The following is a 23,405-nucleotide window of genomic DNA, read 5'->3' as shown; positions in this document are numbered from 1 at the left end:
CGCCCGGAAGCGTGAATCCGCCCCGCCGACAAAGCTAGCGGTTCGCCGCCTTGTGCGAGCCGACATTCTCGTGCCACTCGACCGGCAGCCCGTCCCATGTGGCGAGTTGCTTGCCCGGCCATTTCCGCCGGACATAGACCTGGAAGCCATCCGCGGTGGCTTCCACATAGCCCGACTTGCCGTCATTGAGCCGGAGGTGCTGCGCCAGCGCCTCCGCCTGTTCCGCGCATGTAGCTGTCGCTCATCGGCCTGCTCCTTCCGTGCCAGTCATATAGGCAGCGCGACCGCGCCCTGCATCAGCCGCCGTTGCGTCCGGAACACCACCGCGCTGTCGGCGTGCCAGCCGGCATTGCCCTGCCGCACCTCGGCGCCGACGGTCAGCATGCCGGAAGGATGGGCGACGCGGATCTCCTCCGGCCGGGCGCCGCGGGTGGCCAGGGCATGCGGGATGCTGCCCTCGATGCGGCAGGCGACGGCGAGGCAAAGGGCGCCGGTCATCGGCACGGCCCGATGCGGCCGCTCCATCGACAGCATGCGGATGGTGACGTCATGGCCCGCCGGGTCCAGCACGCTGCCGTCGAGGATACGGGCCGCGGTCGGCCCGGCGACGAGGAGCGACGCGGGGGTTGGCCAGGCTGACGGCTCCCTCGGTCGCGGCGAGGCCCATGGCAACGCCGCCGATGCGGCGGATGCGGTCGAGCAGCGCCATCAGGTCGGCCCGCGCCTCGATCGCGTCCGGTCCCTCGGCGCCGGTCAGGCCGAGGTCGCGGGCATCGACGAAGACCGCCGGATTGGCGGCGTCCACCAGGCTGGCGCGCAGCGGGCCGAAGCCGGGGATGTCCAGCACGTCCACCGCATGTCCGGTCGGCAGCAGGCCGGCGCATTGCGAGCCGCCGGGCGAGAGGAAGTCGAGCCGGATGCGGGCGCCTGTGCCGGCGACGCCGGCGATGGCGAAGTCGCCGCGGATCTCGGCGCGGCCGTCGCGCACGGGGAAGCGGGCGTGGATGATCTTCTGCGTGTTGACCTGGTGGATGCGCACCAGCGCCTCCCCATCCGCCGCGCCCACCAGGCCTTCGTCCACGGCGAAGGGGCCGACGGCGGAGGAGAGATTGCCGCAATTGCCCTTCCAGTCGACCACCGGCTTGTCCACCGAGACCTGGGCGAAGGTGTAGTCCACGTCGGCCTCCGGGTGCGTCGGCGGACCGATGATGACGCCCTTCGACAGCGACGAGATCCCGCCACCCATGCCGTCGAGCGCTGCCGGCCATTGGGGTCAGGGCTGCCGAGCACGCCGAGCAGGATCGGGTCGATCGCGGCACGGTCGGCGGGCAGGTCCTTCGCGTGAAAGAAGACGCCCTTGGAGGAGCCGCCGCGGATGAAGGCGGCGGGGATGAAGCGTTGCGTCATGCCGCCTGCGCCTCCAGCACGCGCCAGACCTTCTCCGGCGTCACCGGCATGTCGATATGGCCGATCCCCAGCGCGTCGCAGATCGCCGAGACGATGGCCGGCGGCGCGCCGCAGGCACCGCCCTCTCCGGCACCCTTCACGCCGAGGTCGTTGTTCGGGCAGGGGACGATGTTGAAGCCGAGGTCGAAGCTCGGCGCGTCGGCGGCGCGCGGCATGCAGTAGTCCTGGAAGGTGGCGGTCAGGAACTGGCCGCTGTCCCTCGTCGTAGACGGCATGTTCCAGCAGCGCTTGGCCGATGCCGGACATGATGCCGCCATGGCTCTGGCCGTGCACCAGCATGGGGTTGATGACGTTGCCGACATCGTCAACGGCGGCGTAGCGGACGATCTCGACCCGGCCGGTATCGGGGTCGATCTCCACCTCGGCGACGTGGCAGCCATTGGGGAAATTGCATTCGGTGCTGCGGGTATAGAGCAGCTGCTCGTCGAGCCCGGGCGCCTCGCCATCCGGCGGGGATTGCGCCAGCTCGATCACCTGTTCCCAGCCGGTGCTGAGGTCGGTGCCGGCGACGCGGAAGCGGCCGGCCTCGAATTCCACGTCGTCCACCCCGGCTTCCAGCAGGTGCGCCGCCAGCCGCCTTCCCTTGGCGATGACGAGCTCTGAGGCGCGGGCGATGGCGACGCCGCCCATCTGCGAGGAGCGCGAGCCGCCGGTGCCGTTGCCCTTCTCGACCACCGCCGTGTCGCCCTGGATCAGGCGGACCGCCTCGAACGGCACGCCGAGCTTCTGGTGCAGGATCTGCGCATAGGCCGTCTCGTGTCCCTGGCCATGGCTGAAGGTGCCGACGGTGACGGCGACGCTGCCGTCCGTCTCGAAGCGCACCCGCGCCCATTCGCTGGGCTGGCCACCCGAGGCCTCGATGAAGTAGCCGAGGCCGATGCCGCGGCGCTTGCCGCGGGCCGCAGGAGGCCGCGCGCCGGGCCGGGAAGCCGGCCCAGTCGGCCAGCGCCTGCGCCTTGGCCTGGGTCTCGGCGAAGAGTCCGCTGTCGATCGCATTGCCGACGACGTTGGTATAGGGAATCTGCTCCGGCCGGATGTAGTTGCGCCGGCGGATCTCGTCGCGGCCGATGCCGAACTCGGCGGCGCCGAGGTCATACAGGCGTTCCAGCACATAGGCCTGCTCGGGCCGTCCGGCGCCGCGATAGGCGTCGGTCGGCGTGGTGTTGGTGAAGACGCAGCTGACCTGCGCGTTCAGCGCCTGGATGTCGTAGACCGTGCCCATGATGCGGCCGCCGGCCACCGTCGGGACGCGCGGGCCGAAATCCTGGAGGTAGGCGCCCATCGCCGCCATGGTGCGGATGCGGACGGCGAGGCGTCCTGCCGTTCGCGTCGAAGGCCATCTCGGCCCGCGTCACGTGGTCGCGGCCATGCGGGTCGCACTGGAAGGTCTCGGTCCGGCCGCTGGTCCACTTCACCGGGCGGCCGAGCCGCTTCGCCGCCCAGAGCACCATGCCCGATTCCGGGAAGATCTTGCCGCGCAGGCCGAAGCCGCCGCCGACATCGGGGGAGATGACCCGCAGCTTCTCCTTCGGCACCTGCAGAATCAGCCGCGCCAGCCCGTCCTGCACCCGGATCACGCCCTGGGTCGGGGAATGCAGCGTGTAGCTGTCCGTCGCAGCATCGTATTCGCCAAGTGCGACGCGTGGCTCCATCGGGTTGCCGACCAGGCGGTTGTTGACGAGCTCGAGCGAGACGGTCCGGGCGGCGCGGGCGAAGCCGGCCTCCGCCTCCGCCTCCCGCCCGCTGTCCCAAAGGACGCAGAGATTGCTGCCGTTCTTCTCCCAGATCACCGGCGCATTGGGCGCCAGCGCCGCGGCGGTGTCGGTGACGCTGGGGAGGATCTCGTATTCCACCTCGATCAGCTCGGCGGCGTCCTGCGCCAGGCTCCGCGTCTCGGCCACCACCAGCGCCACGGGATCCCCGACGAAGCGCACCTTCTCCGTCTGCAGGATTTGCCGCGGCGTCGGGAAGAGCTTCGTGCCGCCCTTGCCGGGGACGTCCACCATGACGGGGAACTGGCCGATCCCGTCGGCGGCGGCGTCATGCCCGGTCAGCACCGCAACGACGCCCGGCGCCGATTTCGCCGCCGTCACGTCGATCGACCGGATCCGGGCATGCGCGTGCGGCGAGCGCAGCACATAGGCCTGCGCCTGGCCCGGCCGGTTGACGTCGTCGGTATAGGTTCCGCGTCCCGTCAGCAGCCGGACATCCTCCTTGCGCCGCACCGGCTGGCCGATCCCGAACTTGTCCATGGTTCCGCCCCTGTTTTCCTCCGGAGGAAAAGCCGCCCCGGCCGGGCCTGTCGAGGGGGGTGGCGCGGCGGGCCGGAATGGGCGAGGAAAGGGGCCAAACGGGCAGGAGGAATGCGCCATGGCCGGCTTGCGGTTCGATCTGCGGGACACCCCGCCGGAAGCCGAGGCGCTGCGCGGCGAACTCCGCGCCTTCCTGGCGGAGCAGGGGCGCGACTGGGGCCCGATGGTCCGCGGCTATTCCTGGATGGGCTTCGACCGCGACTTCTCGCGCGAGGTCGGCAAGCGCGGCTGGATCGGCATGACCTGGCCGAAAGCCTATGGCGGCGGCGAACGGACAGCGCTCGAACGCTATGTGGTGCTGGAGGAGATGCTGGCGGTCGGCGCCCCCGGTGGGTGCCCACTGGATCGGCGATAGGCAATCCGGCCCGCTGATCCTCCGCCTCGGAACCGAGGAGCAGCGGCGCGAATTCCTGCCCCGCATCGTCTCGGGCGACCTCGCCTTCGCCATCGGCCTGTCGGAACCCGACAGCGGCTCCGACCTCGCCAGCCTGCGCACCAAGGCGGAGAAGGTGCCGGGTGGCTGGAAGATCAATGGCCGAAAGGTCTGGACCACCAACGCGCATCGCTGCGACTTCATGATCGCCCTGCTGCGCACCGCCCCGGCGCCCGACCCGAAGCTGAAGCACCAGGGCCTGAGCCAGTTCCTGGTCGACTGCCGCAGCAGCGGCATCACCATCCGGCCGATCCTCGACCTGGTGGGGGAGGAGGGATTCAACGAGATCACCTTCGACGACGTCTTCGTCCCCGACAGCCTGCTGGTGGGGACGGAAGGCGATGGCTGGGAACAGGCGACCGCCGAGCTGGCCTTCGAGCGGGCCGGGCCGGAACGCTACCTCTCCTCCCTGCCACTGCTGACCGCGGCGCTGGACGACGTGGCGGCGGAACCCGCGGCGCCCGAGACGGTCGGCCGCCTGCTGGCCCGCGCCGGCACGCTGCGGCAGATGTCGCTGGCCGTCGCCGGCATGCTGCAGGACGGCAAGACGCCGGCGCGCGAGGCGGCGCTCGTGAAGGATGTCGGCAACGACTACGAGCAGGCGCTGCCCGAGACGATCCGCAAGCTCTTCAATCCCGCCCGCACGCCGCCCGAGGTGCAGGAGATGCAACGCATCATGACCATGGTCGCCCGCAGCTATTCCCTGCGCGGCGGCACCCGCGAAATCCTGCGCGGCATCATCGCCCGCCAGCTGGGGCTGCGCTGATGTCGGACGATCTTCGCACGATCCTGCTGGAGCAGGTGGAGCGCCTGCTGGCCGACCGGGCCGGCCCCGACCTGCTGCGCGCCAACGAGCGCGGCGTGTGGCCCGAGGCGCTCTCGGGCGGAAGCCGAGGCGCTCGGCCTGCCGACCGCGCTGGCGCCCGAGGCGCTGGGTGGCGCCGGGCTCGGCTGGGGCGATGCCGTCGCGGTCTGGCAGGCGCTGGGCCGGCATGCCTCGCCGATGCCGCCGGGCGAGCATGGTCGCCGCCGCGCTGCTGGCCGCCGGCGGCATCGCGCCGCGGGCCGGGCTGCTCGGCCTTGCAGTCGGCGACGCGCCGATCGCCTGGGGCCGCCGCGCCGCGGCGGTGGTGATGGTCTCGGCCGGCACCGTGCTGCTGCAGCCGGGCCCCGCCGCGCAGGGGCACCGCGCCCTATGAGCCGGGAACCCGCCGACCTCGCGGCGCCCGGCGTGCCTCGCCCAGGAAGGCCGGCTGCCCGACGGCTTCGGCCCCGACGCCGCGCTGCTGGCCGGTGCCTTGCTGAACGCCGCGCGCATCGCCGGCGCGCTGGAGGCGGTGCTCGACATGACGGTCGACTACGCCACATACCACGCTCAGCATCCGGCCGTCCCATCGGCGGCTTCCAAGCGGTGCAGCAGCTATTGGCCCGCTGCGCCGGGGAGGTGGCCGCGGCCGGCGTCGCCGTCGCCAATGCCGGCCGCGCCGCCGACCGGCAGGGGCTTGCCGGCGCCGAGTCGAGATCGCCTCGGCCAAGGTGGTGGCCGGCGAGGCCGCCGGGACCGGCGCCGACATCGTCCACCAGGTCCATGCCGCCATCGGCTTCACCGACGACCACCCGCTGCACCTCTTCACCCGACGCATGTGGGACTGGCGCGACGGCTGCGGCCCGGAACGGGTCTGGGCGGCGCGCATCGGCCGCGCCGCGCTGGCGCGCGGCGGCGACGAAGCTCTGGGCCGACCTGACGGCCCGCTGAAACAAGGAAAGACCGGGAATGTCCGACTACGTCACCTGCGAGCAGGACGGGCATGTCGTCACGCTCACCCTGAATGCGCCAGACCGGCGCAATGCCATCTCCACCTTCGCCGATTGCGATGCGGTGGTCGCCGCCGTGCACCGGGTGAACCGCGACCGCTCGGTCCGCGCCGTCATCCTGACCGGCGCCGGCACCGCCTTCTGCGCCGGCGGCGACCTCAAGGCGATGCGCGACCGGAGGGGATCATCGAGGGCAGCCATGCCGACCTGCGGGAGACTACCGCCGCGGCGTCCAGGCCATGGCCAACGCGCTCTATGACTGCGACGCGCCGACCATCGCCGCGGTGAACGGCCCGGCGATCGGCCTCGGCCTCGACGTCGCCTGCATGTGCGACATGCGCATCGCCTCGGAGAAGGCGAGGCTTCGCCGAGAGGCTTCGTCGAGGTCGGCATCGTCCCCGGCGATGGCGGCGCCTGGCTGCTGCCGCGCGTGGTCGGCATGTCCGTCGCCTGCGAGATGAGCTTCACCGGCGACGTGCTCAATGCGCAGGAGGCCAAGGAGGTGCGCTGGTGTCGCGCCGTCGTCCCGCCGGAGGGGGCTGATGGACGCCGCCCGGGCGCTCGCCGGCCGCATCGCCGCCAACCCGCCGGAGATGGTGCGGATGACCAAGCGGCTGCTGCGGGAGGGCCAGCATGCACGAGGCTGTCCACCCTGCTGGAGATGTCGGCAGCCTTCCAGGCCCTGGCCCATAGCACCGAGGACCACAAGGAAGCGGTCGGTGCGATGTTGGAAAAGCGGAAGCCGACCTTTACAGGGGCGCTGATGAACCTCGCTCTGCCCCGCGCCGCCGTCGGCGCGCTCGAAAGCTCAAAGATCCGCGAAGTCTATGACGACGGCGCGGATATCCCCGACCTCATCCCGCTCTGGGTCGGGGAACCGGACATCCCGACGCCCGACTTCATCAAGCGGGCGGCGGCGGAGTCCGCTGGCGGCAGGGGAAACCTTCTACTCCTCCAACCTCGGCATAGAGCCGCTGCGCGACGCGATCGCCCACTACCAGCAGCGCAACGGTCGCCGGGTGACGATGGATCGCGTGTGCGCCACCAGCGCCGGGGTCAATGCCATCATGCTGGCCTGCCAGACCGTGCTGGACCCGGGCGACAAGGTGGTCACCCTGGCGCCGCACTGGCCCAATATCGGCGCCATCCCGCTGATCCTCTCGGCCCCGGTCGAGACCGTGCCGCTGCATTTGGCGCAGGGGCTGTGGCGGGTGGACCTCGACCAGCTGCTGGCGGCGATCACGCCGGAGACGCGGCTGGTGCTGCTGAACTCCCCGGGCAATCCCACGGGCTTCGCCCTGACGCGGGAGGAGCAGCAGGCGATCCTGGCGCATTGCCGCCGCACCGGCACCTGGATCCTGGCCGATGAGGTCTATGAGCGGCTCTACTACGAAGGCCCGCGCGCGCCCTCCTTCCTCGACATCGCCGAGCCCGAGGACCGGGTCATCGCGGTCAACAGCTTCTCCAAGTCCTGGGCAATGACGGGCTGGCGGCTGGGCTGGCTGGTGGTGCCGCCCACCGTGACGGCTTCGGTCGCCAAGCTGGTCGAGTATAACACCTCCTGCGCCCCCGTCTTCGTGCAGCGGGCCGGCGTCGCGGCGCTGGACCAGGGCGACGACTTCATCCTGGAGGTCGCGGCGCTGTACCGCCGCCTCCGCGACAAGACCGCCGCTGCCTTGAATGCCGTGCCGGGGGTGACCGCCCCGGTCGCCTCGGGCGGCATGTACAGCTTCTTCCGGGTGGAAGGGCTGACCGACAGCCTGGCCGAGGCCAAGCGGATGAGCCGCGGCGCCAAGGTCGGGCTCGCCCCGGGCTCGGCCTTCGGCCCGGGCGGGGAGGGCATTTCCGGCTCTGCTTCGCGCAGCAGGAAGCCACGCTGGACCAGGCGCTGGAGCGGGTGACGGGCTGGCTGCGCCGGGGCTAGTCCTCGGCCTTCCCGCCCCGCATCACCTGGCCCATCAGCTGGGCCGTGTCGCCCTGCATGCGCCGCATTAGGTCGGCGATCTCCTGCGCCGTCTGCAGGCCGAGCGACTGGGCGCGGTCCAGCATCGCCACCATGGCCTCGGCCGCTTCCGGAGGGGCACGGACCCCGGCCAGGCGCCGGGCGTTCTCGGTCATGTCCTCCAGCGTCCGCCGCGTCACCTGCACATGCTGGTCGGCCGCGGCCTGCATCCAGGTCATCGCCAGGCGGTTGGCCGCCGCGACCATCTCGAGCCCGCGCCGTTGCATGGCGAGCAGCTCCTCCGGCCGCGTTGCCGCGGGGCGGGGAACCAGGGGCCAGAAGCCCGATCCGCACGGTCGCTCACCATTCATCGCCATCACCCAAATCCCTCACGCGAACGCAAGCGCCGGTGTTCGCGCCAGAATGGCAAGCCGCGCGGCTGAAAGCCAGATGCAGCCGGCGGCTCCCCGATGCGTTGCCTCGCCATTCGAAGGAAGATCCCGATGGCGGAACACCTGAAGGCGATGCTGGACAGCCAGCCACACCACCCCTCGGCGCTGGAGGTGATCCGGCGCTGCATCGCCGCCTGCCTGGACTGCAACGCCACCTGCACCAGCTGCGCCGATGCCTACCTGGCCGAGTCGATGGTGGCGGACCTCGTGCCCTGCATCCGGCTGGACCTGGACTGCGCCGATATCTGCGGCGCGACCGGCCGGGTCATCGGCCGCCTGACCAAGCCGAACAAGGCGGCGACCGCCGCCGTGCTGCAGGCCTGCATCGCCGCCTGCGAGGCCTGCGCCGCCGAATGCAGCAAGCATGCCGGGATGCATGCCCACTGCCGCATCTGCGCCGAGGCCTGCCGCGAGTGCGCCGAGGCCTGCCAGGCGCTGCTCGACGTGATGCCGTAACGGGAGGCGAGGATGGCGAAGGAGACCAAGGCGCAGCGCGAGACGGTCGAGCGCGTCATGCGCGAGTGGAAGGAAGGGAGCTGGAGACCAGCCGGGGCACCCCGGTGAAGTCCCAGCGCCAAGCGGTGGCGATCGCGCTGCACGAGGCCGGCGCGTCCCGCGACGAGACGCCGGCGAAGAACCGCAGGAACCTGCGGGTGACCAAGGCGCGCGAGCGGAAGTCGGAGGAGACGCGGGCGTCGCTTTATGCCGAGGCGACGCAGCGCGGCGATCGCCGGACGGTCACGCATGACCAAGGCGGAGCTGGTACGGGCGCTGCGGCCGCACTAAAGCGCGGCCGCAACCTGCCGGGTCAGCCGCGGGCGATCCAGGGCATCTTGGACGCGGCGATGGTGACGAACTGAATGTTCGCGTCCAGCGGCAGGTTCGCCATCATGACGATGGTGTTGCCGACATGGGCGACGTCGAAGGTGGGCTCCACCTTCATCTCGCCGTTGGCCTGCTTGACCCCCTTCGCCATGCGGGCGGTCATTGGCGTCGCGGCATTGCCGATATCGACCTGGCCGGAGACGATGTCGAACTCCCGCCCGTCCAGCGCCAGGGTCTTGGTCAAGCCGGTGATGGCGTGCTTCGTGCTGGTATAGGCGACGCTGTTCGGCCGCGGCACATGCGCGCTGATGCTGCCGTTGTTGACGATGCGGCCGCCGATCGGCGACTGGTTCTTCATGATTCGGAACGCCGCCTGGGCGCAGAGGAAGGAGCCGGTCAGGTTCACCTGCACCACCCGCGCCCAATCCTCGTATTTCAGGTCCTCGATCGGCCCGGCCGGGACATTGCCCCCGGCATTGTTGAACAGGAAGTCGAGCCGACCCCAGTCGGCCTTCAGCTTGTCGAAGAGCGCATTGACCGAGGCGGGGTCGCCCACATCGGTCGACACCGGGACGGCGCGCGGCCCGGCATTGCCGGCGAGGCCCACGGTCTCGGCCAGCGCATCGGCGCGGCGGCCGGCCAGCGCCACGGTCCAGCCATCGGCGAGGAGCGCGAGGGCGGCGGCGCGGCCGACGCCGGAACCGGCGCCGGTGACAACGGCATATTTGGTCATCGAGAAGTCTCCTTCAGGAATTCGGCCCGCGACCCATGCCGATGGGCTGCCAGCGGCGCAAGGCGGTATCCTGCAGCACGGCGGGGTTGACGCAGCTCATCGGCCATTTGCCGGACAGCACCAGGGCGAGCTCGTGGCCGACTCGGCGCTTCCGCGCCTCGTCGAACCGGGCGGAGGCGCTGGCGACATGCGCCGTGAGGGTTACGTTGTCCATTCGCAGCAGCGGGTTGTTGTGGCTGGGCGGCTCGACTTCCAGCACGTCCAGCGCGGCATGGGCGATCCAGCCTTCCTGCAGCGCCTTGATCAGCGACTCCTCGTGCACGGTCGGGCCGCGGCCGACATTGACGAAGATGCTGCTGGGCTTCATCAGCCGGAAGTGCTCTTCCCGCAACATATGCGTGCATTCGGGGCGCGCGGGCGCGTGCATGGAGACGAAGTCGGACTGCGACATCACCTCGTTCAGGGTCGCCGGCAGCACGCCGTGGTCGGAGATGGTCATCTCCTCGACGAAGGGGTCGTAGGCGATCATCCGCAGGCCGAAGGGGGCGGCACGCTTGGCGACGGCGCGGGCGACGCGGCCGAAGGATATGAAGCCGAGCGTCATCCCCATCAGCCGAGGGATCTTCAGCAGCGCCGGGCGGCCTTCCTTCCAGCGGCCCTCGCGCACCATGCGGTCCTGCTCCAGCAGGCGGCGGAAGCCGGCCAGCAGCAGCATCATCGCGTGGTCGGCGACCTCCTCGATGAAGGTGTCCGGCACGTTGGTCACCGGGATGCCGCGTGCTGTCGCCGCCTTCACGTCGACGCTGTCGACGCCGACGGAGCCGAGGGAGATGACCTTGCAGTTCTCCAGCGCGTCGATGATCTCCTTGGTGATGGCGATGCCCTTGCCGTAGATCGCATCGGCGGTCCTCGCCGCGGCGATGAAGCCGGCGGTGTCGGTCGGCGCCTCGACGATCTCGGCATCCATGCCGGCCAGCGCCTCGCTTTCCAGCGCATAGCCGCCGCCGGCCGTGGTGAAGCTGGCGCCGGCGGGCGTGACGATCCTGTACTTGGCCATGGTTGGACCTTCCCTCTTACTTCTACTTCGGCGGCCGCGCGCGGATCGCGGCCTCGTTGACCTCGACACCCCAGCCCGGCCCGGTCGGCATGACCAGTTCGCCATTCTCGATCACCGGCGGGGGCGTGAACTCGTCCCGCCACGCGACGCTGTCGATATCGATCTCCATGACCCGGAAATTCGGGATGCAGGCGGAGAAGGTGGCGCTGATTGCGCTGCACAGGTTGCCGTAGAAATTGTGCGGCGCGCAGTTGACCTCGTAGACGTCGCAGAGTGAGGCGATCTTCATCGATTCGCCCAGCCCGTTCCAGATGACGTCGACGATGCCGACATCTATCGAGTACTGCTCGAGATAGGGCCGGAAGTCGCGCCTTCCGTGCAGCGTCTCGGCCGAGGCGATCGGGCAAGGGGCCATGCGCTTGATGGTGCCGAGCGCCTGCGGGTCGTGAATGTCGATCTCCAGCCAGGTCAGGTCGAAGGGCGCGACCGCCTCCGCCACCCGCTGGAAGCCCTCGGTCTTGAAGTGGAAATTGGTGTCGAGGTGTATGCCCATCTCCGGCCCGACCGCATCGCGGATGCTGCGGAGATGCGCGCGCAGTTCGGCCAGCAGCCGGTTGTCCCAGTTCAGCTCGGGCCAGCCGGCATGGCGGCCGAAGCCGGGGAATACTGGAACAGGTTGCCGTCCGGCCCAGGCACCAGGATGTTGGTCTTCAGCGCCTTGAAGCCGCGATCCTTCACCTCCGCCGCGTGACGGGCGACATCGGCGCGGCTGCGGACAGCGGGCACGCCGATATGCGCCGCGTTGCGGACGCGGTAGCTGGCGAAGTGCGACCAATAGACCGGGATGCGCTCCCGGATCGGCCCGCCGAACAGGGCGGCGACCGAGATGCCGCGGGCCCGGGCGGCGATGTCGAGCAGCGCATTCTCGATCGCCGCGATCGCCTGCTGGTTCAGCCCGCCGCGCGACTGCCGGGTCATCACCTGCAGCCAGGCCGTCACCTCCTCCCACCGCGTCGGGTCGCGGCCGATGATGAGCGGCGAGAGCGCGTCGATGACCGAGGAGAGGCCGGCAGAGCCGAAGCTCTCGCTGTATTCCGACCAGCCGACCAGCCCGTCATCGGTGGTGACCTTGAGGAAGGAGAACAGCCGCCAGCCGGCGTCCGCGCGCAGCGTCTCCACCCGGGCGATCTTCATCGCTTCCTCCGTCCGTTTCCCGGTCGGAAACCAAGCATGCCGTCCGCCTATCCACAAGCCGCCGCAAGGGCGGTACCGTTCCCCGGCACGCATAGGAGGGGACCATGGGGGAAGCTGGACGGCAAGATCGCCTGGGTGACGGGCGCCGGCAGCGGCATCGGCGAGGCGGTGGCGGAACGCTTCGGCGCCGAGGGGGCGACGGTGGTGGTGACCGGCCGCCGGCAGGACCGGCTGGAGCAGGTGGCGCAGCGCATCCGCGCCAAGGGCGGCACCGCGCATGTGCAGGCGGCCGACCTGATGCAGGCGACCGAGGTACAGCGGGTGGCCGACTGGATCGGCGCGACGCTGAAGCGGCTGGACGTGCTGGTCAGCAATGCCGGGTTGAACGTGACCGAGCGTCGCTGGGACAACCTGACCCCGGAGGGCATCGACCAACTGATCCAGTGGCAACCTGTCCTCGGCCTTCTATGTCGCGCGGTCGGTGCTGCCGATCATGCGGGCGCAAGGTGGCGGGGTGATGATCCACACCGCGTCCATGGCCGGGCGGAATGTCGGGCCGATGAGCGGCGCCGGCTACAACGCCGCAAAGCACGGCGTCGTGGCGATGAGCCACAGCCTCAACATGGAGGAATGCGTCAACAACATCCGCAGCACCGCCTTCTGCCCGGGCGAGGTCAACACCGAGATCCTGAAGAAGCGGCCGAACCCGCTGAGCCAGGCGGACCTGGACCGGATGCTGCAGCCGGAGGATTGCGCCGAGCTGATCCTCTATGCGGCGACGCTGCCGGCGAGCGTCACGATGAACGAGGTCTGGCTGACGCCGACCCACAACCGCGCCTATGTCGCGGCGCTGGGGCGGAAGCTGTAGCTTCCGCCCCGACCGGGGTGGCCTATTCCTTGACCGCCCCGGTCAGCGAGGAGACGTAGTAGTCGACGAAGAACGAATAGAAGATCGCCACCGGCAGGCTGCCCAGCAAGCTGCCGGCCATCAGCGCGCCCCACTGGTAGACGTCGCCCGAGACGAGCTCGGTCAGGATCGCCACCGGCACCGTCTTGCTCTCGCTGCTCTGGATGAAGGCCAGGGCGTAGATGAACTCGTTCCAGGACAGGGTGAAGCTGAAGATGCCGGCCGAGATCAGGCCGGGGACGGCCAGCGGCAGGGTGATCTTCATTAGGATCTGGATGCGGGTGGCGCCGTCGATCAGCGCGCATTCCTCGAGCTCATAGGGGATCGACTTGAAGTAGCCGATCAGCAGCCAGGTGCAGAAGGGGATCAGGAAGGTCGGGTAGGTCAGGATCAGCGCCATCGGTGTGTCGAACAGCCCGAGCTGGAACACCATCGTCGCCAAGGGAATGAACAGGATGCTGGGCGGCACCAGGTAGGCCAGGTAGATCGCCAGCCCGACATACTGGCTGCCGCGGAAGCGCAGGCGCTGGATCGCATAGGCCGCCAGCGTGCTGGCGAACAGCGACAGCACGGTGGCGCAGATCGACACCGTCATCGTCGTTACCAGCCAGCGTGGATAGGCGGTGTTGAACAGCAGGTGCTTGATGTGGTCGAGCGTCGGCGAGCCGATCCAGAACGGGTTGTAGGTCTTGTAGTCGTAGAGCTCGGCATTGGGTTTGAAGGCGGTGATTGCCATCCAGTAGAAGGGAAACAGCAGGATCAGCACGAAGCAGGCCAACGGCACGTACAGCATGACCAGGCGGCGGGTCTTGCTGTCCCATGACATCGCCTCGGGCTGCGCGGTCGCGGCATTCCCCTGGATCAGGGCGACGGTGGCGGCGGCATCAGTCATTGGACTCTCCCTGCTGCCACTTGCGCCGGGCGAGGGCGAAATAGCTGAACAGCGTGGCGGCGACGAGGAAGGGGATCATGGAGACCGCGATTGCGGCGCCCTCGCCAAGCTGGCCGCCGGGGATGCCACGCTGGAAGGCCAGCGTCGCCAGCAGGTGGGTGGAGTTCACCGGCCCGCCGCGGGTGATGGCATAGACCAGCTGGAAGTCGGTGAAGGTGAAGATGATGCTGAAGGTCATGACGATCGCCAGGATCGGCAGCAGCATGGGGAAGGTGATGAAGCGGAAGCGCTGCCAGGCGGTCGAGCCGTCGAGCAGCGCGGCCTCATAGAGGCTGGGCGAGATGGTCTGCAGCCCGGCCAGCAGCGAGATCGCCACGAAGGGTATGCCGCGCCAGATATTCGCGGCGATGAGCGAGAAGCGAGCCGGCCAGGCGCTGCCGATGAAGTCGATATTGGTGGTGCGCCAGCCCAGCACGTCCACGAACAGGTAGGAGATGATGCTGAACTGCGGGTCGTAGATCCACCAGAAGGCAATCGCCGACAGCACGGTGGGCACAATCCAGGGCAGCAGGATGATGGCCCGCAGCAACGACTTGAAGGGCACGTGGTTGTTCAGCAGCAGCGCCAGCCATAGCCCGAGGCCGAATTTCCCGATCGTGGCGACGGCCGTGTAGAATATGCTGAAGAAGACCGCGTTCCACCAGAGCTTGTCCTCCAGCAGGTATTCGAAGTTCTCGAGCCCCACCCAGACGCCGCTGCGGCCGATGGTGGTGTCGGTGAAGGCCAGGTAGATGCCGAGACCCAGGGGGTAGGTCAGGAATACCAGCAGCAGCCCCACCGCCGGCAGCAGGCAGGCGAAGACGAGAAAGGGCTTGTAGTCGAACAGCCGGGCGAGCCAGTTCGGCTCGGCGCGGCGGCGGACCCAGTCCGAGGCGGTCGTGACGGACATGCGGTGTTCCTTGGCTGCGGCGGCGCCTTTGGCGGGCGCCGCCGGTCGGCGTCAGCGGCGGAAGATGCGGCGGGCGCGGCGCTCGGCCTCGCGTGCCGCTTCCTGCGGCGTCGATTGTCCGGACGCGACGGCGGCGTACATTTGCACCGTCACGTATTCCGCGCTCGCCTGGCCGGAGGCTTCCGAGATCGGCCCCTTGTAGCCGTTCCAGAACTTGTTGTTCATGCTGTCGCGGAAGATGGCGATCTTCGGATCGCTGGTCCACACCGCGGCGTCCCGGTAGGCCGCCAGCGGATGCGCCCAGTAGCCGAGATTGGCGTTCAGCCAGGGCTCGTACTGCTCCTGCTCCAGCATGAACTGCAGGAAAGCCTTCGACGCATTGGGGTAGCGGCTGTGCTTGAACACCATGGCGTTCAGCGTCAGCGGCGCGCTCGGCCAGCTGCCGGCGAGCCCTGCCGGCATCGGCGTGTGCTCGGTATCGGCCGCGATCGCCGACGTCGCCGGGTCGTTCTTCAGCGAGAAGTACAAGGAGACGCCGTTCGAGGTGACGGACAGCTCGTTCGCCGCATAGGCGCGGTTGTTGCTGATGTCGCCCCAGGCCAGCGTGCCGGGCACGAAGGTCGGGTACAGCTCCTTCAGATAGGCCAGCGAGGCGACCGTCTGCGGGCTGTTGATCGAGACCTTGCCCTCCTCGTCGATGATCGAGCCGCCATGCGACCAGAGCAGCCAATTGGCGGTGCCGTTGCCGTCGCCCACCGCATTGCCGAGCGCGAAGCCGGCCGGTTTGCCCGCCGCCTTCAGCTTCTTGCACATATCGAGGAAGCCCGGCAGGTCGGAGGGCGGCGTCTCGTAGCCGACCGCGTTCACCGCCGACTTGCGCCAGACCAGCGGGCCGGCGGTGCCGCCGAAGGGCAGGCCGATCCAATTGTTGGTACCGTGCCGCTTGCCGTACTTCTCGCCGACGAACATCCAGCCGCCATACTTCTTGCCGAGGTACTCGGCGACATCGGACAACTCGACCAGCTTGTCGGCATAGATGTGCGGCGCGTCGCCGAAGCCGATGATCATGTCCGGGCCAGCGCCGGTATTGGCGGTGACCGCGGTCTGCTGGGTGATGTCCTCCCAGCCGACGAAGTCGACGCGGACCTCGACCCCGGTCGCCTTGGTGAAGGCGGCAGCACCGGCGCGGAAGATGTCCTCGTCCGGCTGCACGAAGCGTACCGGGCGCAGCATGCGCAGCGTGGCGCCTTTCTCGATCGGCAGGCTTGGCGGGGTGGCGCTGGCAGCGGTGACGCGGCTCTGGGCAAAGGCACCGGTGGCGGACAGCGCCGCGGCGCCGACGCCGAGCTGGAGCGCGTTGCGGCGGGTGATGAGGGTCATTCCTTGGTCTCCCGGAGGATCGTGGGCCTTATTGGCTGATGCGGCGGCCGCTGCCGCCGTCGAACAGGTGCACCAGCGGGATGTCGGGCATGATGCGGATGGTGTCGCCCGGCCCGGCGGTGACGCGCTCGCGGAAGGTGCAGTGGATCGGCGTGTCGCCCAGCCGTGCCATCACCTGGGTCTCCGACCCGGTCGGCTCGACCAGCGTCACCGTCGCCTCCAGCCCGCCATTCGGCGTCAGCATGATGTGCTCCGGCCGGATGCCGTAGACGCCGGCATTGCCGCCCGCGCCGGGCGGCAGCGGCAGCAGCGCGCCGCCCTCCGCCTCGAAACCCCTGTGCCGATGCGGCCGCGGATGAGGTTCATCGCCGGGCTGCCGATGAAGCCGGCGACGAAGAGGTTGGCCGGGCGGTCATAGAGCTCGAGCGGCGGGCCGGCCTGTTCCACGTTGCCGCCGTTCATCACCACGATCTTGTCGGCCATGGTCATGGCCTCGATCTGGTCGTGGGTGACGTAGACGGTGGTCACCTTCAACCGTTGGTGCAGCTCCTTGATCTCGGCCCGCATCTGCACCCGCAGCTTGGCGTCGAGGTTGGAGAGCGGCTCGTCGAACAGGAAGACCTGCGGATGGCGGACGATGGCGCGGCCCATCGCCACGCGCTGGCGCTGGCCGCCGGAGAGCTGCCGCGGATAGCGGTCGAGCAGCTCGCCGAGGCCGAGGATGGCGGCGGCGCGCTGCACCTCGCCTTCCATTACCGCGGCCGGGGCCTTGGCCAGCTTCATGGAGAAGGCCATATTCTGCCGCACGGTCATATGCGGGTAGAGCGCGTAGTTCTGGAAGACCATGGCGATGTCGCGGTCCTTCGGCGGGACCAGGTTCACCACCCGGCCGCCGATCGCGATCTCGCCCGCGCTGATGTTCTCGAGCCCCGCCAGCATCCGCAGCAGGGTCGACTTCCCGCAGCCCGACGGCCCCACCAGCACCACGAACTCGCCGTCCGAGATGTCGACGCTCACCCCATGCAGCACTTCGAAATTGCCGAAGGACTTGCGGACATTCCGGATGTCGACCGTCGCCATTCTGCCTCCCTGATCGGGCGCGCCGCATCGGCCGCCCGTCCTGCCTGTCGTGTTGACCGTCGCGGCTAGAGGCGCGAGACGGCGGTTTCCTTGGAGGTGATGAACTCCAGCAGCACCGGGATGCCCGCCTTGGTCTTCTCGATCCCGCGCCGGATGGCGGGGATGATCTCGGCCGGGTCGGTCACCCGCTCGCCATGGCCGCCGAAGGCGCGTGCCATGGCGGCATAGTCGCCGGAGATGTCGGTGCTGCGGTATTTCTCCGTGCTGACCGGCATGACCTTCAGCTCGATCGCCATGGAGAAATTGTTCAGCAGGATGGACATGATCGGGATGCGCTCGCGCACGCAGGTCTCGAAGTCCATGCCGGTGAAGCCGATGGCCGCGTCGCCCCAGACATTGATGCAGAGCTTGTCCGGCGCGGCGAGCTTGGCCCCCATGGCAAGGCCGAGCCCGTAGCCGAGCTGCGTTGTCTTGCCCCAGCCGAGATAGGATAGCGGGGTCGTCGCCTTCCAGAAGGGCGAGAAGCTGGTCGCGCGGGCTGCCGGCATCATGGGTGATGATGGTGTTGTCGCGATCCACCGTGTGCTGCAGGTCCCAGAGCACGCGATAGGGATTGATCGGCGCATCCTTGCTGGTCAGCTTCGGCATCCACTGCGCCAGCCAGGGCTCCCGCTGTGCCTGGATCTCGGCCGCAACCGGCGCCGCATCGCGCGGCGTCGGCACCAGTGCGGCAAGCTCGGCCAGCAGCGCATCCAGCGTCAGCGCCGCGTCGCCGATCAGGCCGAGCTCGGCCCGGACGTCCTTGTTCAGGTGCATCGGGTCGAGCGTGGCGTGGATGATCTTCGGGCCTTTCGGCATCTTCACGCCGAAATTTGTTTCGGTGAAGCTGCAGCCGATCCCGAAGATCACATCGGCCTTGTCGAGGAAGTGCCGCACAGGCTGCGGGATGGCGAGGCCGCCGGAGCCGAGGCTGAGCGGATGGTCCTCATTGAAGGACGACTTGCCGCCGAGGCTGGTGGTGACCGGCGCCGCCAGCAGCTCGGCCAGCGCCTTCAGCTGTGGCCATGCCTGCGACCAGTGGATGCCGGTGCCGGCATAGATCACCGGCCGCTTGGCCGCAGCCAGCATCGCCGCGGCGCGCTTCACCTCCGCCGGGTCGGGGCCGTAGCGCGTCGCCATGACGGGCACGTAGTCGAGCGGCTCCGGCACCTCCTCGTTCCACATGTCGGTCGGGATCTCGACCAGCACGGGGCCGCCGCGGCCGTTGCGCAGCCGCGTGAAGGCGCGGCGCAGGATATTCGGCACCTCGGCCGCCAGCACGATCGGCTCGGCTGACTTCGTGATGCCGCGCATCGCGATGGTCGAGTTGAAATTCGGGTCGATATGGGCGATGCGCCGGGCATAGCCCATCGGCAGGACCAGGATCGGCACGCTCTCGCCATAGGCCTGGGCCACGCCGCCATAGGCATTCTCGCTGCCCGGCCCGTGCTGCATGCAGAAGGCGCCGATCTTGCGGCCGGAGGTGACGCGGGAGATCGCGTCGGCCATGTGCAGGCCGATGCGTTCCTGCCGTACCATCACGGGCCGAATGTCGGCGGCGGCGGCATGCTCGATGAGATGGTTCACCGGATAGCCGGTGAGGATCTCGATGCCCTCGCGCTTCATGATCTCAGCGATGGCTTCGCCCAGTTTCATGGATTGCTTTCCCCGCCCGGGCTTTGCGCGCCCGATTGCATGCAGCCGGCTGGCCCGGTCCGCATCCGTTTCCATCTCCAGCCTACCCTTCGTCGCGCATCGCACGCAACCGGGCGGCTTTCCGCGGCTTCCCGGCGCGGCAGATCCCTCCATACTGCGCTGCATCATCCGCCGATGGGGAATGCGATGCCGCCCGAGACCACCCGAGACGAGTTCGACGCGCTGGTCGCGCGTGCCGGCATCCCGCTCTCCCCGGCGCAACGGGCGGGCATCCATGCCGCCTGGGGCGGCGTCGAGGCGATGCAGCGCCTGGTGCGCTCCCCTGCGCCGGCGCCCGAGGCGGAGCCGGCCACCACCTTCTCGACGGAAGCCAACCGGTGAGCGCGATCCCGACCATCGCCGAGGCCGCCGCCGCCATCGCCGCGAAGGCCCTCTCGCCGGTCGAGCTGACCGAGGCCTGCCTGGCCCGGACCGAGGCGATGGACAGCACCCTGCACGCCTTCATCCGGCTGGATGCCGAAGGCGCCCGTGCCCAGGCCAGGGCGGCCGAGGCGCGCATCATGCGTGACGGTCCGCGCGGCCCGCTGGACGGCATCCCCTTCGCCCACAAGGATATCTACTGCACCGCCGGGGTCCCCACCACGGCGCATTCCAGGGTCTTGCAGGATCATGTGCCGACGGAGGACGCCACAACCGTCCGCCTGCTGGCCGAGGCCGGCGTGGTCATGCTCGGCAAGCTCGCCACCCACGAATTCGCCTTCGGGGGCCCAAGCTTCGACCTGCCCTGGCCGCCGGCGCGCAACCCCTGGAACCCCGACCACTTCCCCGCCGGGTCCTCGAGCGGCACGGGGGCTGCCGTCGCCTCTGGCATGGTGCTCGGCGGCACGGGCTCCGATACCGGCGGATCGATCCGCGGCCCGGCGGCGCTCTGCGGCATCACCGGCATCAAGCCGACCTATGGGCGATGCTCGCGCGCCGGGGTGCTGCCGCTGGCGCAATCGCTCGACCATACCGGGCCGATGGCCTGGACGGTTGAGGACTGCGCCATCCTGCTGCAGGCGATGGCGGGGCACGACCGGGCCGACCCGGCCAGCGCCGATGTCTCGGTGCCGGATTTCCGCGCCAGGCTGGGCCGCGGCGTGAAGGGACTCCGCATCGGCCTGGTCCGCCACTTCCACGAGGTGGACAACCCGGTCAGCCCGGCGACCCTGGCGGGCATCGAGGCCGCCGTCGCCTTCTACCAGGCCGAGGGGCGGAGGTCCGCGACGTGACCCTGCCCTCGCTGGCCGAATACAACGCCCCCGGCTGGCTGATCCTGCTGGCCGAGGCCTGGTCGGTGCACGAGCGATGGATGCGCCGCGACCCAGGCCTCTACGGCAAGCTGCTGCGCGACCGGCTGGTGGCGGGCGGGCTGCTCTCGGCCGGCGACTACCTGGCAGCGCAGAAGATGCGGCGACGGCTGATCGCCGCGACCGAGGCGGCGACCGCCGGTTTCGACCTCCTGCTGACCGCCTCGGCGCAGGGCGAGGCGCCGCGGATCGACGCCGTGCCGAAATGGGCCTTCCTGGAGAAGCCGACCTTCACCATGCCCTTCAACGTCACCGGCTGGCCGGCCATTACGCTCTGCACCGGCTTCGGCGAGGGTGGGCTGCCTGTGGCCATGCAACTGGTGGCCAAGCCCTTCGCCGAGCCGCTGCTGTTCGGCGCGGCGGCGGCCTACGAGGCCGCGCATGGCTGGCGTTCGAAACGGCCCGCCCTCGTGGCATAAGGCGGCCCATGGCGGGGCAGGGGGAGTGGGAGGCCTGGATGGTCGCGGCGCAGGCCGGCGACGCCCGCGCCTATGACGCCCTGCTGCGCGCTGCCCTGCCCTTGCTGCGCGGCGTCGCCCGCCGCCGCATTCGCGACGCGGCGGAGGCCGAGGATGCGGTGCAGGACGCGCTCCTGACCATCCACCAGCTGCGCCATACCTATGACCCGGCGCGGCCGATCCGCCCCTGGCTGGTGGCGATCTGCGAGCGCCGCGCGATCGACCGGCTGCGCCGCAGCGGTCGCCGCCAGGGCCGCGAGACGCCGATCGACGATTTCGGTGAAACCTTGGCGGCGCCCGGGACGAACCAGGGGAGGCGAGGGTGGCCTCGGCCAGGTGCGGGCTGCGGTCGCCGAAGCTGCCGCAGGCGCAGCGCACCGCGCTCGGCTTGGCGAAGCTGGAGGACCTGCCCTTGGCGGAGGCGAGCGCGCGGTCCGGCATGTCGGTCGGGGCGCTGAAGGTGGCGACCCACCGGGCGGTGAAGGCCTTGCGGAAACGCCTGGGCGCGGAGGACTGAGTGGAGAGCGAGCAGCTGATCGACCGGCTGGCGACCGGGCTGCCCCCGGTCCGCCGCCTGCCGCCGCCCGGGCTGCAGGCGCTGCTGTGGTGCGCGTTGGCGGTGCTGCTGATCGGCTTGGCGGTGGCGGTGGAAGGGCTGCGGCATGATCTGGCCCAGCGCATGGCCCTGCCGCAGGAGTTGGCGCAGTTCCTCGCATCCATCGCCACCGGCCTGGCCGCGGCGCTGGCGGCGGCGATGCTGGCGCGGCCGGATCGCGCGGCGGCCTGGGCGCTGCTGCCCGTCGTGCCGCTGGTGCTCTGGCTGGGCGGGCTCGGCTGGGGCTGCTTCGCCGACCTCGGGCGGATGGGACCGGAGGCCTGGGCGATGGGCACCAGCTGGGGCTGCGTGCGGTTCATCCTGCTGATGGGCACGCCGCTGACCCTGGCGCTCTACCTGCTGCTGCGCCATGCCGGGCCGGTGCGGCCGCTGCCGGTGCTGCTGCTGGGCGGGCTGGCGTCAGCGGCGCTGTGCTCGGCAGGGCTGAGCCTGTTCCACCACCTGGATGCCATGCTGATGATCCTGGTCTGGCATGGCGGCGCGGTGGTGGTGCTGGTGGTGCTGGGCTGGGCGCTGGGGCGGCCGCTGCTGCTGCGGGCGCCCGCCCTCCGCCGCTGAAGCGGATCGCGGTAGGGCGTGAACGCCCGGACGCGTACATCTGCTCCGAAGATATTGCGCTACAGCGCGCCGAGCAGCAGCCGCCAAGCCGTCAGAGTGGCGAAGGACAGCGGCGTCCCGGTTCCGACCATGAGGTTGATCAGGGGCGGGTTGAGCCCGTGCTGGGTGGCGATGATGGAAGCGCCAATCTGCAGCGCCATCGCCGCCTCGAACAAGGTGACCTGCAGTGTCTCCGCTGCATGACCCAGCACGCCGGCATAGATCATCCTCCCTGTCGGCGCACTCGGCGGTAGGCGCCGTGGCGGCGGATGCGGCATAGCCGGGACATGAGGATCGCAGACCGCATCGCCGCGCTCGACTGGGCGCGCGTCCCGACCGAGCTGGACGGCTTCGGCGCCGCCACCACCGGCCCGCTGCTGACGCCGGCGGAATGCGCTGGCCTCGCCGCCCTTTATGGGCGGGAGGACGGCTTCCGCAGCCGCGTGGTCATGGCCCGGCACGGCTTCGGGCGCGGCGAGTACCGCTACTTCGCCTACCCGCTCCCCGCCTTGGTCGCGGGGCTGCGGGAGGCACTCTATGCGCGCCTGGCGCCGGTGGCGAATGGCTGGAATGCCAGGATGGGCCTGCCGCGCCGCTTCCCGCCCGAGCTGGCCGCCTTCACCTCGGAATGCCATGCCGCCGGCCAGCCTCGGCCGACGCCGCTGCTGCTGCGCTACGGCCCGGGCGACTACAACTGCCTGCACCAGGACCTCTACGGCGAGCAGGTCTTCCCGCTGCAGGTCGCCATCCTGCTGTCCGAGCCCGGCCGCGACTTCGCCGGCGGCGAATTCGTCCTGACCGAGCAGCGCCCGCGCATGCAGTCCCGCGCCGAGGTGGTGCCGCTGCGGCAGGGGGAGGCAGTGGTCTTCGCCGTGCACCACCGGCCCGTTCAGGGTGCCCGCGGGGTTTACCGGGTCATGCTGCGGCACGGCGTCAGCCGGATCCGGTCGGGCGAGCGTCTCACCCTCGGGGTGATCTTCCACGACGCGGCATGAGCGCGCCGCCCGTCAGCAGCCGGTGATCCGGCCCGAGGCTATGCAGTCCTGGTAGCTCATCGACCGCTGCAGCAGCGGGAACAGGAGATAGGCCCCGGCCAGCAGGCCGAGGATGACCGCGAGGCCGATGAGCCCGACCAGGTCCGGGCCGCGGCGCTTCTGTCTGTCCGGCACCCGTCCCCCTCGGCTGCGACGATCGCGGCATCATAGGTGTCCGGCCCGGCCCGGGCAAAGCCCGCCATCCCCGGCTTCCCCCT

At 69.9% G+C, this 23,405-nt stretch carries 34 protein-coding genes and 7 pseudogenes; 19 read left to right on the top strand and 22 right to left on the bottom strand.

Translation table 11 applies throughout. From position 1 onward, the window contains the following. Positions 1-34: 34 nt before the first annotated feature. The 8 genes and pseudogenes from ACQ86J_RS09150 to ACQ86J_RS09115 form a co-directional block, all read right to left on the bottom strand. Positions 35-166 carry a hypothetical protein gene (locus ACQ86J_RS09150; RefSeq protein ID WP_431270875.1) on the bottom strand — a complete coding sequence of 44 codons (132 nt, stop codon included), beginning with the start codon at positions 164-166 and terminating at the stop codon, positions 35-37. Between the two features lie 101 nt (positions 167-267). Next, positions 268-570 (bottom strand): PrpF domain-containing protein, encoded by a 303-nt coding sequence (locus ACQ86J_RS09145; protein WP_431270874.1) that lies wholly within the window; start codon positions 568-570, stop codon positions 268-270. Beyond that, positions 548-1,246, bottom strand: coding sequence for a PrpF domain-containing protein (locus ACQ86J_RS09140; protein ID WP_431270873.1), 699 nt, complete (start codon positions 1,244-1,246; stop codon positions 548-550). Before ACQ86J_RS09140 ends, ACQ86J_RS09145 begins: the two co-directional genes overlap by 23 nt. A gap of 80 nt (positions 1,247-1,326) precedes the next feature. Then, positions 1,327-1,407 (bottom strand): annotated as a pseudogene (locus ACQ86J_RS09135) (hypothetical protein); the annotation flags it as partial. Next, a complete protein-coding gene (locus tag ACQ86J_RS09130) occupies positions 1,404-1,682 on the bottom strand; it encodes a hypothetical protein (protein WP_431270872.1) in 279 nt (92 codons plus the stop codon). The gene ACQ86J_RS09130 and the pseudogene ACQ86J_RS09135, both read right to left, overlap by 4 nt. 37 nt (positions 1,683-1,719) lie before the next feature. Beyond that, positions 1,720-2,463: pseudogene (locus ACQ86J_RS09125) on the bottom strand (molybdopterin cofactor-binding domain-containing protein); the annotation flags it as partial. 100 nt (positions 2,464-2,563) lie between these two features. Continuing rightward, positions 2,564-2,749: pseudogene (locus tag ACQ86J_RS09120) on the bottom strand (molybdopterin cofactor-binding domain-containing protein); the annotation flags it as partial. Between the two features lie 94 nt (positions 2,750-2,843). Beyond that, a pseudogene (locus ACQ86J_RS09115) lies at positions 2,844-3,719 on the bottom strand (xanthine dehydrogenase family protein molybdopterin-binding subunit); the annotation flags it as partial. Positions 3,720-3,837: 118 nt separating this feature from the next. Between ACQ86J_RS09115 and ACQ86J_RS09110 the strand changes: the two are divergent. The 8 genes and pseudogenes from ACQ86J_RS09110 to ACQ86J_RS09075 all read left to right on the top strand — a co-directional run bounded on the left by ACQ86J_RS09110 (position 3,838) and on the right by ACQ86J_RS09075 (position 7,928). Further along, on the top strand, positions 3,838-4,134 hold the full coding sequence (locus ACQ86J_RS09110) for an acyl-CoA dehydrogenase family protein (RefSeq protein WP_431270871.1): 297 nt from the start codon (positions 3,838-3,840) through the stop codon (positions 4,132-4,134). Next, positions 4,109-4,978, top strand: a complete 870-nt coding sequence (locus tag ACQ86J_RS09105) for an acyl-CoA dehydrogenase family protein (RefSeq protein WP_431270870.1) — start codon at positions 4,109-4,111, stop codon at positions 4,976-4,978. Before ACQ86J_RS09110 ends, ACQ86J_RS09105 begins: the two co-directional genes overlap by 26 nt. A 226-nt stretch (positions 4,979-5,204) precedes the next feature. Beyond that, positions 5,205-5,411, top strand: a complete 207-nt coding sequence (locus ACQ86J_RS09100) for a hypothetical protein (protein WP_431270869.1) — start codon at positions 5,205-5,207, stop codon at positions 5,409-5,411. A 212-nt stretch (positions 5,412-5,623) separates the two neighbouring features. Next, the gene (locus ACQ86J_RS09095; protein WP_431270868.1) at positions 5,624-5,968 is read left to right on the top strand and encodes a hypothetical protein; all 345 of its coding nucleotides are present in this window, start codon (positions 5,624-5,626) and stop codon (positions 5,966-5,968) included. A gap of 18 nt (positions 5,969-5,986) precedes the next feature. Then, on the top strand, positions 5,987-6,286 hold the full coding sequence (locus tag ACQ86J_RS09090; RefSeq protein WP_431270867.1) for an enoyl-CoA hydratase-related protein: 300 nt from the start codon (positions 5,987-5,989) through the stop codon (positions 6,284-6,286). Beyond that, positions 6,267-6,488: an enoyl-CoA hydratase-related protein gene (locus tag ACQ86J_RS09085; RefSeq protein ID WP_431270866.1), complete on the top strand. Its 222-nt coding sequence runs from the start codon at positions 6,267-6,269 to the stop codon at positions 6,486-6,488. Before ACQ86J_RS09090 ends, ACQ86J_RS09085 begins: the two co-directional genes overlap by 20 nt. Next, positions 6,458-6,724, top strand: a pseudogene (locus tag ACQ86J_RS09080) (enoyl-CoA hydratase); the annotation flags it as partial. The gene ACQ86J_RS09085 and the pseudogene ACQ86J_RS09080, both read left to right, overlap by 31 nt. A 130-nt stretch (positions 6,725-6,854) precedes the next feature. Beyond that, positions 6,855-7,928, top strand: a complete 1,074-nt coding sequence (locus tag ACQ86J_RS09075; protein WP_431270865.1) for a pyridoxal phosphate-dependent aminotransferase — start codon at positions 6,855-6,857, stop codon at positions 7,926-7,928. A 19-nt stretch (positions 7,929-7,947) separates the two neighbouring features. On the opposite strand, the gene ACQ86J_RS09070 is transcribed toward ACQ86J_RS09075, so the two are convergent. Continuing rightward, a complete protein-coding gene (locus ACQ86J_RS09070; protein WP_431270864.1) occupies positions 7,948-8,256 on the bottom strand; it encodes a phasin family protein in 309 nt (102 codons plus the stop codon). A 216-nt stretch (positions 8,257-8,472) separates the two neighbouring features. Between ACQ86J_RS09070 and ACQ86J_RS09065 the strand changes: the two genes are divergently transcribed. Together ACQ86J_RS09065 and ACQ86J_RS09060 are read left to right on the top strand one after the other, a co-directional pair. Beyond that, entirely contained in the window at positions 8,473-8,877 is a 405-nt protein-coding gene (locus ACQ86J_RS09065) for a four-helix bundle copper-binding protein (RefSeq protein ID WP_431270863.1), read from the top strand. 104 nt (positions 8,878-8,981) lie between these two features. Beyond that, the gene (locus ACQ86J_RS09060; protein ID WP_431270862.1) at positions 8,982-9,281 is read left to right on the top strand and encodes a hypothetical protein; all 300 of its coding nucleotides are present in this window, start codon (positions 8,982-8,984) and stop codon (positions 9,279-9,281) included. Here the strand turns inward: ACQ86J_RS09060 and ACQ86J_RS09055 are convergent. From ACQ86J_RS09055 to ACQ86J_RS09040, 4 genes are all read right to left on the bottom strand, one after another. Beyond that, positions 9,230-9,979 (bottom strand): SDR family oxidoreductase, encoded by a 750-nt coding sequence (locus tag ACQ86J_RS09055; RefSeq protein ID WP_431270861.1) that lies wholly within the window; start codon positions 9,977-9,979, stop codon positions 9,230-9,232. The genes ACQ86J_RS09060 and ACQ86J_RS09055 overlap by 52 nt on opposite strands. 13 nt (positions 9,980-9,992) lie before the next feature. Next, positions 9,993-11,036, bottom strand: coding sequence for a C-terminal binding protein (locus ACQ86J_RS09050; protein ID WP_431270860.1), 1,044 nt, complete (start codon positions 11,034-11,036; stop codon positions 9,993-9,995). Between the two features lie 22 nt (positions 11,037-11,058). Beyond that, positions 11,059-11,589, bottom strand: a complete 531-nt coding sequence (locus tag ACQ86J_RS09045) for an enolase C-terminal domain-like protein (protein ID WP_431270859.1) — start codon at positions 11,587-11,589, stop codon at positions 11,059-11,061. Between the two features lie 71 nt (positions 11,590-11,660). Then, complete coding sequence (locus ACQ86J_RS09040) at positions 11,661-12,230, bottom strand: hypothetical protein (RefSeq protein WP_431270858.1); 570 nt, start codon at positions 12,228-12,230, stop codon at positions 11,661-11,663. A gap of 36 nt (positions 12,231-12,266) precedes the next feature. On the opposite strand from ACQ86J_RS09040, the pseudogene ACQ86J_RS09035 reads away from it, so the two are divergent. Then, positions 12,267-12,614, top strand: a pseudogene (locus ACQ86J_RS09035) (SDR family NAD(P)-dependent oxidoreductase); the annotation flags it as partial. 97 nt (positions 12,615-12,711) lie between these two features. Then, on the top strand, positions 12,712-13,098 hold the full coding sequence (locus tag ACQ86J_RS09030; RefSeq protein ID WP_431270857.1) for an SDR family oxidoreductase: 387 nt from the start codon (positions 12,712-12,714) through the stop codon (positions 13,096-13,098). Between the two features lie 22 nt (positions 13,099-13,120). On the opposite strand, the gene ACQ86J_RS09025 is transcribed toward ACQ86J_RS09030, so the two are convergent. The 7 genes and pseudogenes from ACQ86J_RS09025 to ACQ86J_RS08995 all read right to left on the bottom strand — a co-directional run. After that, complete coding sequence (locus tag ACQ86J_RS09025) at positions 13,121-14,029, bottom strand: carbohydrate ABC transporter permease (protein ID WP_431270856.1); 909 nt, start codon at positions 14,027-14,029, stop codon at positions 13,121-13,123. Further along, positions 14,022-14,978, bottom strand: a complete 957-nt coding sequence (locus ACQ86J_RS09020; RefSeq protein ID WP_431270855.1) for a carbohydrate ABC transporter permease — start codon at positions 14,976-14,978, stop codon at positions 14,022-14,024. Before ACQ86J_RS09020 ends, ACQ86J_RS09025 begins: the two co-directional genes overlap by 8 nt. A gap of 51 nt (positions 14,979-15,029) precedes the next feature. After that, on the bottom strand, positions 15,030-16,358 hold the full coding sequence (locus ACQ86J_RS09015; protein WP_431270854.1) for an ABC transporter substrate-binding protein: 1,329 nt from the start codon (positions 16,356-16,358) through the stop codon (positions 15,030-15,032). A gap of 28 nt (positions 16,359-16,386) precedes the next feature. Next, positions 16,387-16,602: a TOBE domain-containing protein gene (locus tag ACQ86J_RS09010; RefSeq protein WP_431270853.1), complete on the bottom strand. Its 216-nt coding sequence runs from the start codon at positions 16,600-16,602 to the stop codon at positions 16,387-16,389. Further along, on the bottom strand, positions 16,596-17,438 hold the full coding sequence (locus ACQ86J_RS09005) for an ABC transporter ATP-binding protein (protein WP_431272347.1): 843 nt from the start codon (positions 17,436-17,438) through the stop codon (positions 16,596-16,598). The genes ACQ86J_RS09010 and ACQ86J_RS09005 overlap by 7 nt, the downstream gene beginning before the upstream one ends. Positions 17,439-17,503: 65 nt before the next feature. Then, a complete protein-coding gene (locus tag ACQ86J_RS09000) occupies positions 17,504-17,986 on the bottom strand; it encodes a thiamine pyrophosphate-dependent enzyme (RefSeq protein WP_431272346.1) in 483 nt (160 codons plus the stop codon). Between the two features lie 7 nt (positions 17,987-17,993). Next, positions 17,994-19,133, bottom strand: a pseudogene (locus ACQ86J_RS08995) (thiamine pyrophosphate-binding protein); the annotation flags it as partial. A gap of 186 nt (positions 19,134-19,319) precedes the next feature. Between ACQ86J_RS08995 and ACQ86J_RS08990 the strand changes: the two are divergent. The 6 genes from ACQ86J_RS08990 to ACQ86J_RS08965 are packed head-to-tail and all read left to right on the top strand — an operon-like array spanning position 19,320 to position 22,114. After that, positions 19,320-19,514: a hypothetical protein gene (locus ACQ86J_RS08990; protein WP_431270852.1), complete on the top strand. Its 195-nt coding sequence runs from the start codon at positions 19,320-19,322 to the stop codon at positions 19,512-19,514. Continuing rightward, positions 19,511-20,404, top strand: coding sequence for an amidase (locus ACQ86J_RS08985; protein WP_431270851.1), 894 nt, complete (start codon positions 19,511-19,513; stop codon positions 20,402-20,404). The genes ACQ86J_RS08990 and ACQ86J_RS08985 overlap by 4 nt, the downstream gene beginning before the upstream one ends. After that, complete coding sequence (locus ACQ86J_RS08980; protein ID WP_431270850.1) at positions 20,401-20,901, top strand: amidase family protein; 501 nt, start codon at positions 20,401-20,403, stop codon at positions 20,899-20,901. The genes ACQ86J_RS08985 and ACQ86J_RS08980 overlap by 4 nt, the downstream gene beginning before the upstream one ends. An 8-nt stretch (positions 20,902-20,909) precedes the next feature. Continuing rightward, a complete protein-coding gene (locus tag ACQ86J_RS08975; protein ID WP_431270849.1) occupies positions 20,910-21,398 on the top strand; it encodes a sigma-70 family RNA polymerase sigma factor in 489 nt (162 codons plus the stop codon). Then, positions 21,353-21,457, top strand: coding sequence for a hypothetical protein (locus tag ACQ86J_RS08970; protein ID WP_431270848.1), 105 nt, complete (start codon positions 21,353-21,355; stop codon positions 21,455-21,457). Before ACQ86J_RS08975 ends, ACQ86J_RS08970 begins: the two co-directional genes overlap by 46 nt. Next, positions 21,458-22,114: an NrsF family protein gene (locus tag ACQ86J_RS08965; protein ID WP_431270847.1), complete on the top strand. Its 657-nt coding sequence runs from the start codon at positions 21,458-21,460 to the stop codon at positions 22,112-22,114. A gap of 59 nt (positions 22,115-22,173) precedes the next feature. Here ACQ86J_RS08965 and ACQ86J_RS08960 read toward each other — a convergent pair whose 3' ends face one another. Further along, positions 22,174-22,380: a hypothetical protein gene (locus ACQ86J_RS08960; RefSeq protein ID WP_431270846.1), complete on the bottom strand. Its 207-nt coding sequence runs from the start codon at positions 22,378-22,380 to the stop codon at positions 22,174-22,176. A 60-nt stretch (positions 22,381-22,440) separates the two neighbouring features. Here ACQ86J_RS08960 and ACQ86J_RS08955 point away from each other — a divergent pair, with 60 nt between their 5' ends. Further along, complete coding sequence (locus tag ACQ86J_RS08955) at positions 22,441-23,148, top strand: 2OG-Fe(II) oxygenase (RefSeq protein WP_431270845.1); 708 nt, start codon at positions 22,441-22,443, stop codon at positions 23,146-23,148. 12 nt (positions 23,149-23,160) lie between these two features. Here the strand turns inward: ACQ86J_RS08955 and ACQ86J_RS08950 are convergent, their stop codons facing one another. Further along, on the bottom strand, positions 23,161-23,322 hold the full coding sequence (locus ACQ86J_RS08950) for a hypothetical protein (RefSeq protein ID WP_431270844.1): 162 nt from the start codon (positions 23,320-23,322) through the stop codon (positions 23,161-23,163). Between the last annotated feature and the right edge of the window lie 83 nt (positions 23,323-23,405).

The organism is Dankookia sp. P2 (genome assembly GCF_050632255.1).
GTDB lineage: Bacteria > Pseudomonadota > Alphaproteobacteria > Acetobacterales > Acetobacteraceae > Paracraurococcus.
This window is presented reverse-complemented; position numbering and strand designations above follow the sequence as displayed.

Coding starts and splice junctions, on each gene's coding strand:
- ACQ86J_RS09040 (WP_431270858.1), bottom strand. CDS start 12,230: ATGAAGATCGCCCGGGTGGAGACGCTGCGCGCGGACGCCGGCTGGCGG.
- ACQ86J_RS09045 (WP_431270859.1), bottom strand. CDS start 11,589: ATGGGCATACACCTCGACACCAATTTCCACTTCAAGACCGAGGGCTTC.
- ACQ86J_RS09055 (WP_431270861.1), bottom strand. CDS start 9,979: ATGACCAAATATGCCGTTGTCACCGGCGCCGGTTCCGGCGTCGGCCGC.
- ACQ86J_RS09015 (WP_431270854.1), bottom strand. CDS start 16,358: ATGACCCTCATCACCCGCCGCAACGCGCTCCAGCTCGGCGTCGGCGCC.
- ACQ86J_RS09090 (WP_431270867.1), top strand. CDS start 5,987: ATGTCCGACTACGTCACCTGCGAGCAGGACGGGCATGTCGTCACGCTC.
- ACQ86J_RS09100 (WP_431270869.1), top strand. CDS start 5,205: ATGCCTCGCCGATGCCGCCGGGCGAGCATGGTCGCCGCCGCGCTGCTG.
- ACQ86J_RS09050 (WP_431270860.1), bottom strand. CDS start 11,036: ATGGCCAAGTACAGGATCGTCACGCCCGCCGGCGCCAGCTTCACCACG.
- ACQ86J_RS08960 (WP_431270846.1), bottom strand. CDS start 22,380: ATGATCTATGCCGGCGTGCTGGGTCATGCAGCGGAGACACTGCAGGTC.
- ACQ86J_RS09140 (WP_431270873.1), bottom strand. CDS start 1,246: ATGGGTGGCGGGATCTCGTCGCTGTCGAAGGGCGTCATCATCGGTCCG.
- ACQ86J_RS09065 (WP_431270863.1), top strand. CDS start 8,473: ATGGCGGAACACCTGAAGGCGATGCTGGACAGCCAGCCACACCACCCC.
- ACQ86J_RS09130 (WP_431270872.1), bottom strand. CDS start 1,682: ATGCCGTCTACGACGAGGGACAGCGGCCAGTTCCTGACCGCCACCTTC.
- ACQ86J_RS09110 (WP_431270871.1), top strand. CDS start 3,838: ATGGCCGGCTTGCGGTTCGATCTGCGGGACACCCCGCCGGAAGCCGAG.
- ACQ86J_RS08955 (WP_431270845.1), top strand. CDS start 22,441: ATGAGGATCGCAGACCGCATCGCCGCGCTCGACTGGGCGCGCGTCCCG.
- ACQ86J_RS09000 (WP_431272346.1), bottom strand. CDS start 17,986: ATGCCGGCAGCCCGCGCGACCAGCTTCTCGCCCTTCTGGAAGGCGACG.
- ACQ86J_RS09075 (WP_431270865.1), top strand. CDS start 6,855: ATGACGACGGCGCGGATATCCCCGACCTCATCCCGCTCTGGGTCGGGG.
- ACQ86J_RS09070 (WP_431270864.1), bottom strand. CDS start 8,256: ATGCAACGGCGCGGGCTCGAGATGGTCGCGGCGGCCAACCGCCTGGCG.
- ACQ86J_RS09005 (WP_431272347.1), bottom strand. CDS start 17,438: ATGGCGACGGTCGACATCCGGAATGTCCGCAAGTCCTTCGGCAATTTC.
- ACQ86J_RS09020 (WP_431270855.1), bottom strand. CDS start 14,978: ATGTCCGTCACGACCGCCTCGGACTGGGTCCGCCGCCGCGCCGAGCCG.
- ACQ86J_RS09085 (WP_431270866.1), top strand. CDS start 6,267: ATGGCCAACGCGCTCTATGACTGCGACGCGCCGACCATCGCCGCGGTG.
- ACQ86J_RS08990 (WP_431270852.1), top strand. CDS start 19,320: ATGCCGCCCGAGACCACCCGAGACGAGTTCGACGCGCTGGTCGCGCGT.
- ACQ86J_RS09010 (WP_431270853.1), bottom strand. CDS start 16,602: ATGCTGACGCCGAATGGCGGGCTGGAGGCGACGGTGACGCTGGTCGAG.
- ACQ86J_RS08975 (WP_431270849.1), top strand. CDS start 20,910: ATGGCGGGGCAGGGGGAGTGGGAGGCCTGGATGGTCGCGGCGCAGGCC.
- ACQ86J_RS09025 (WP_431270856.1), bottom strand. CDS start 14,029: ATGACTGATGCCGCCGCCACCGTCGCCCTGATCCAGGGGAATGCCGCG.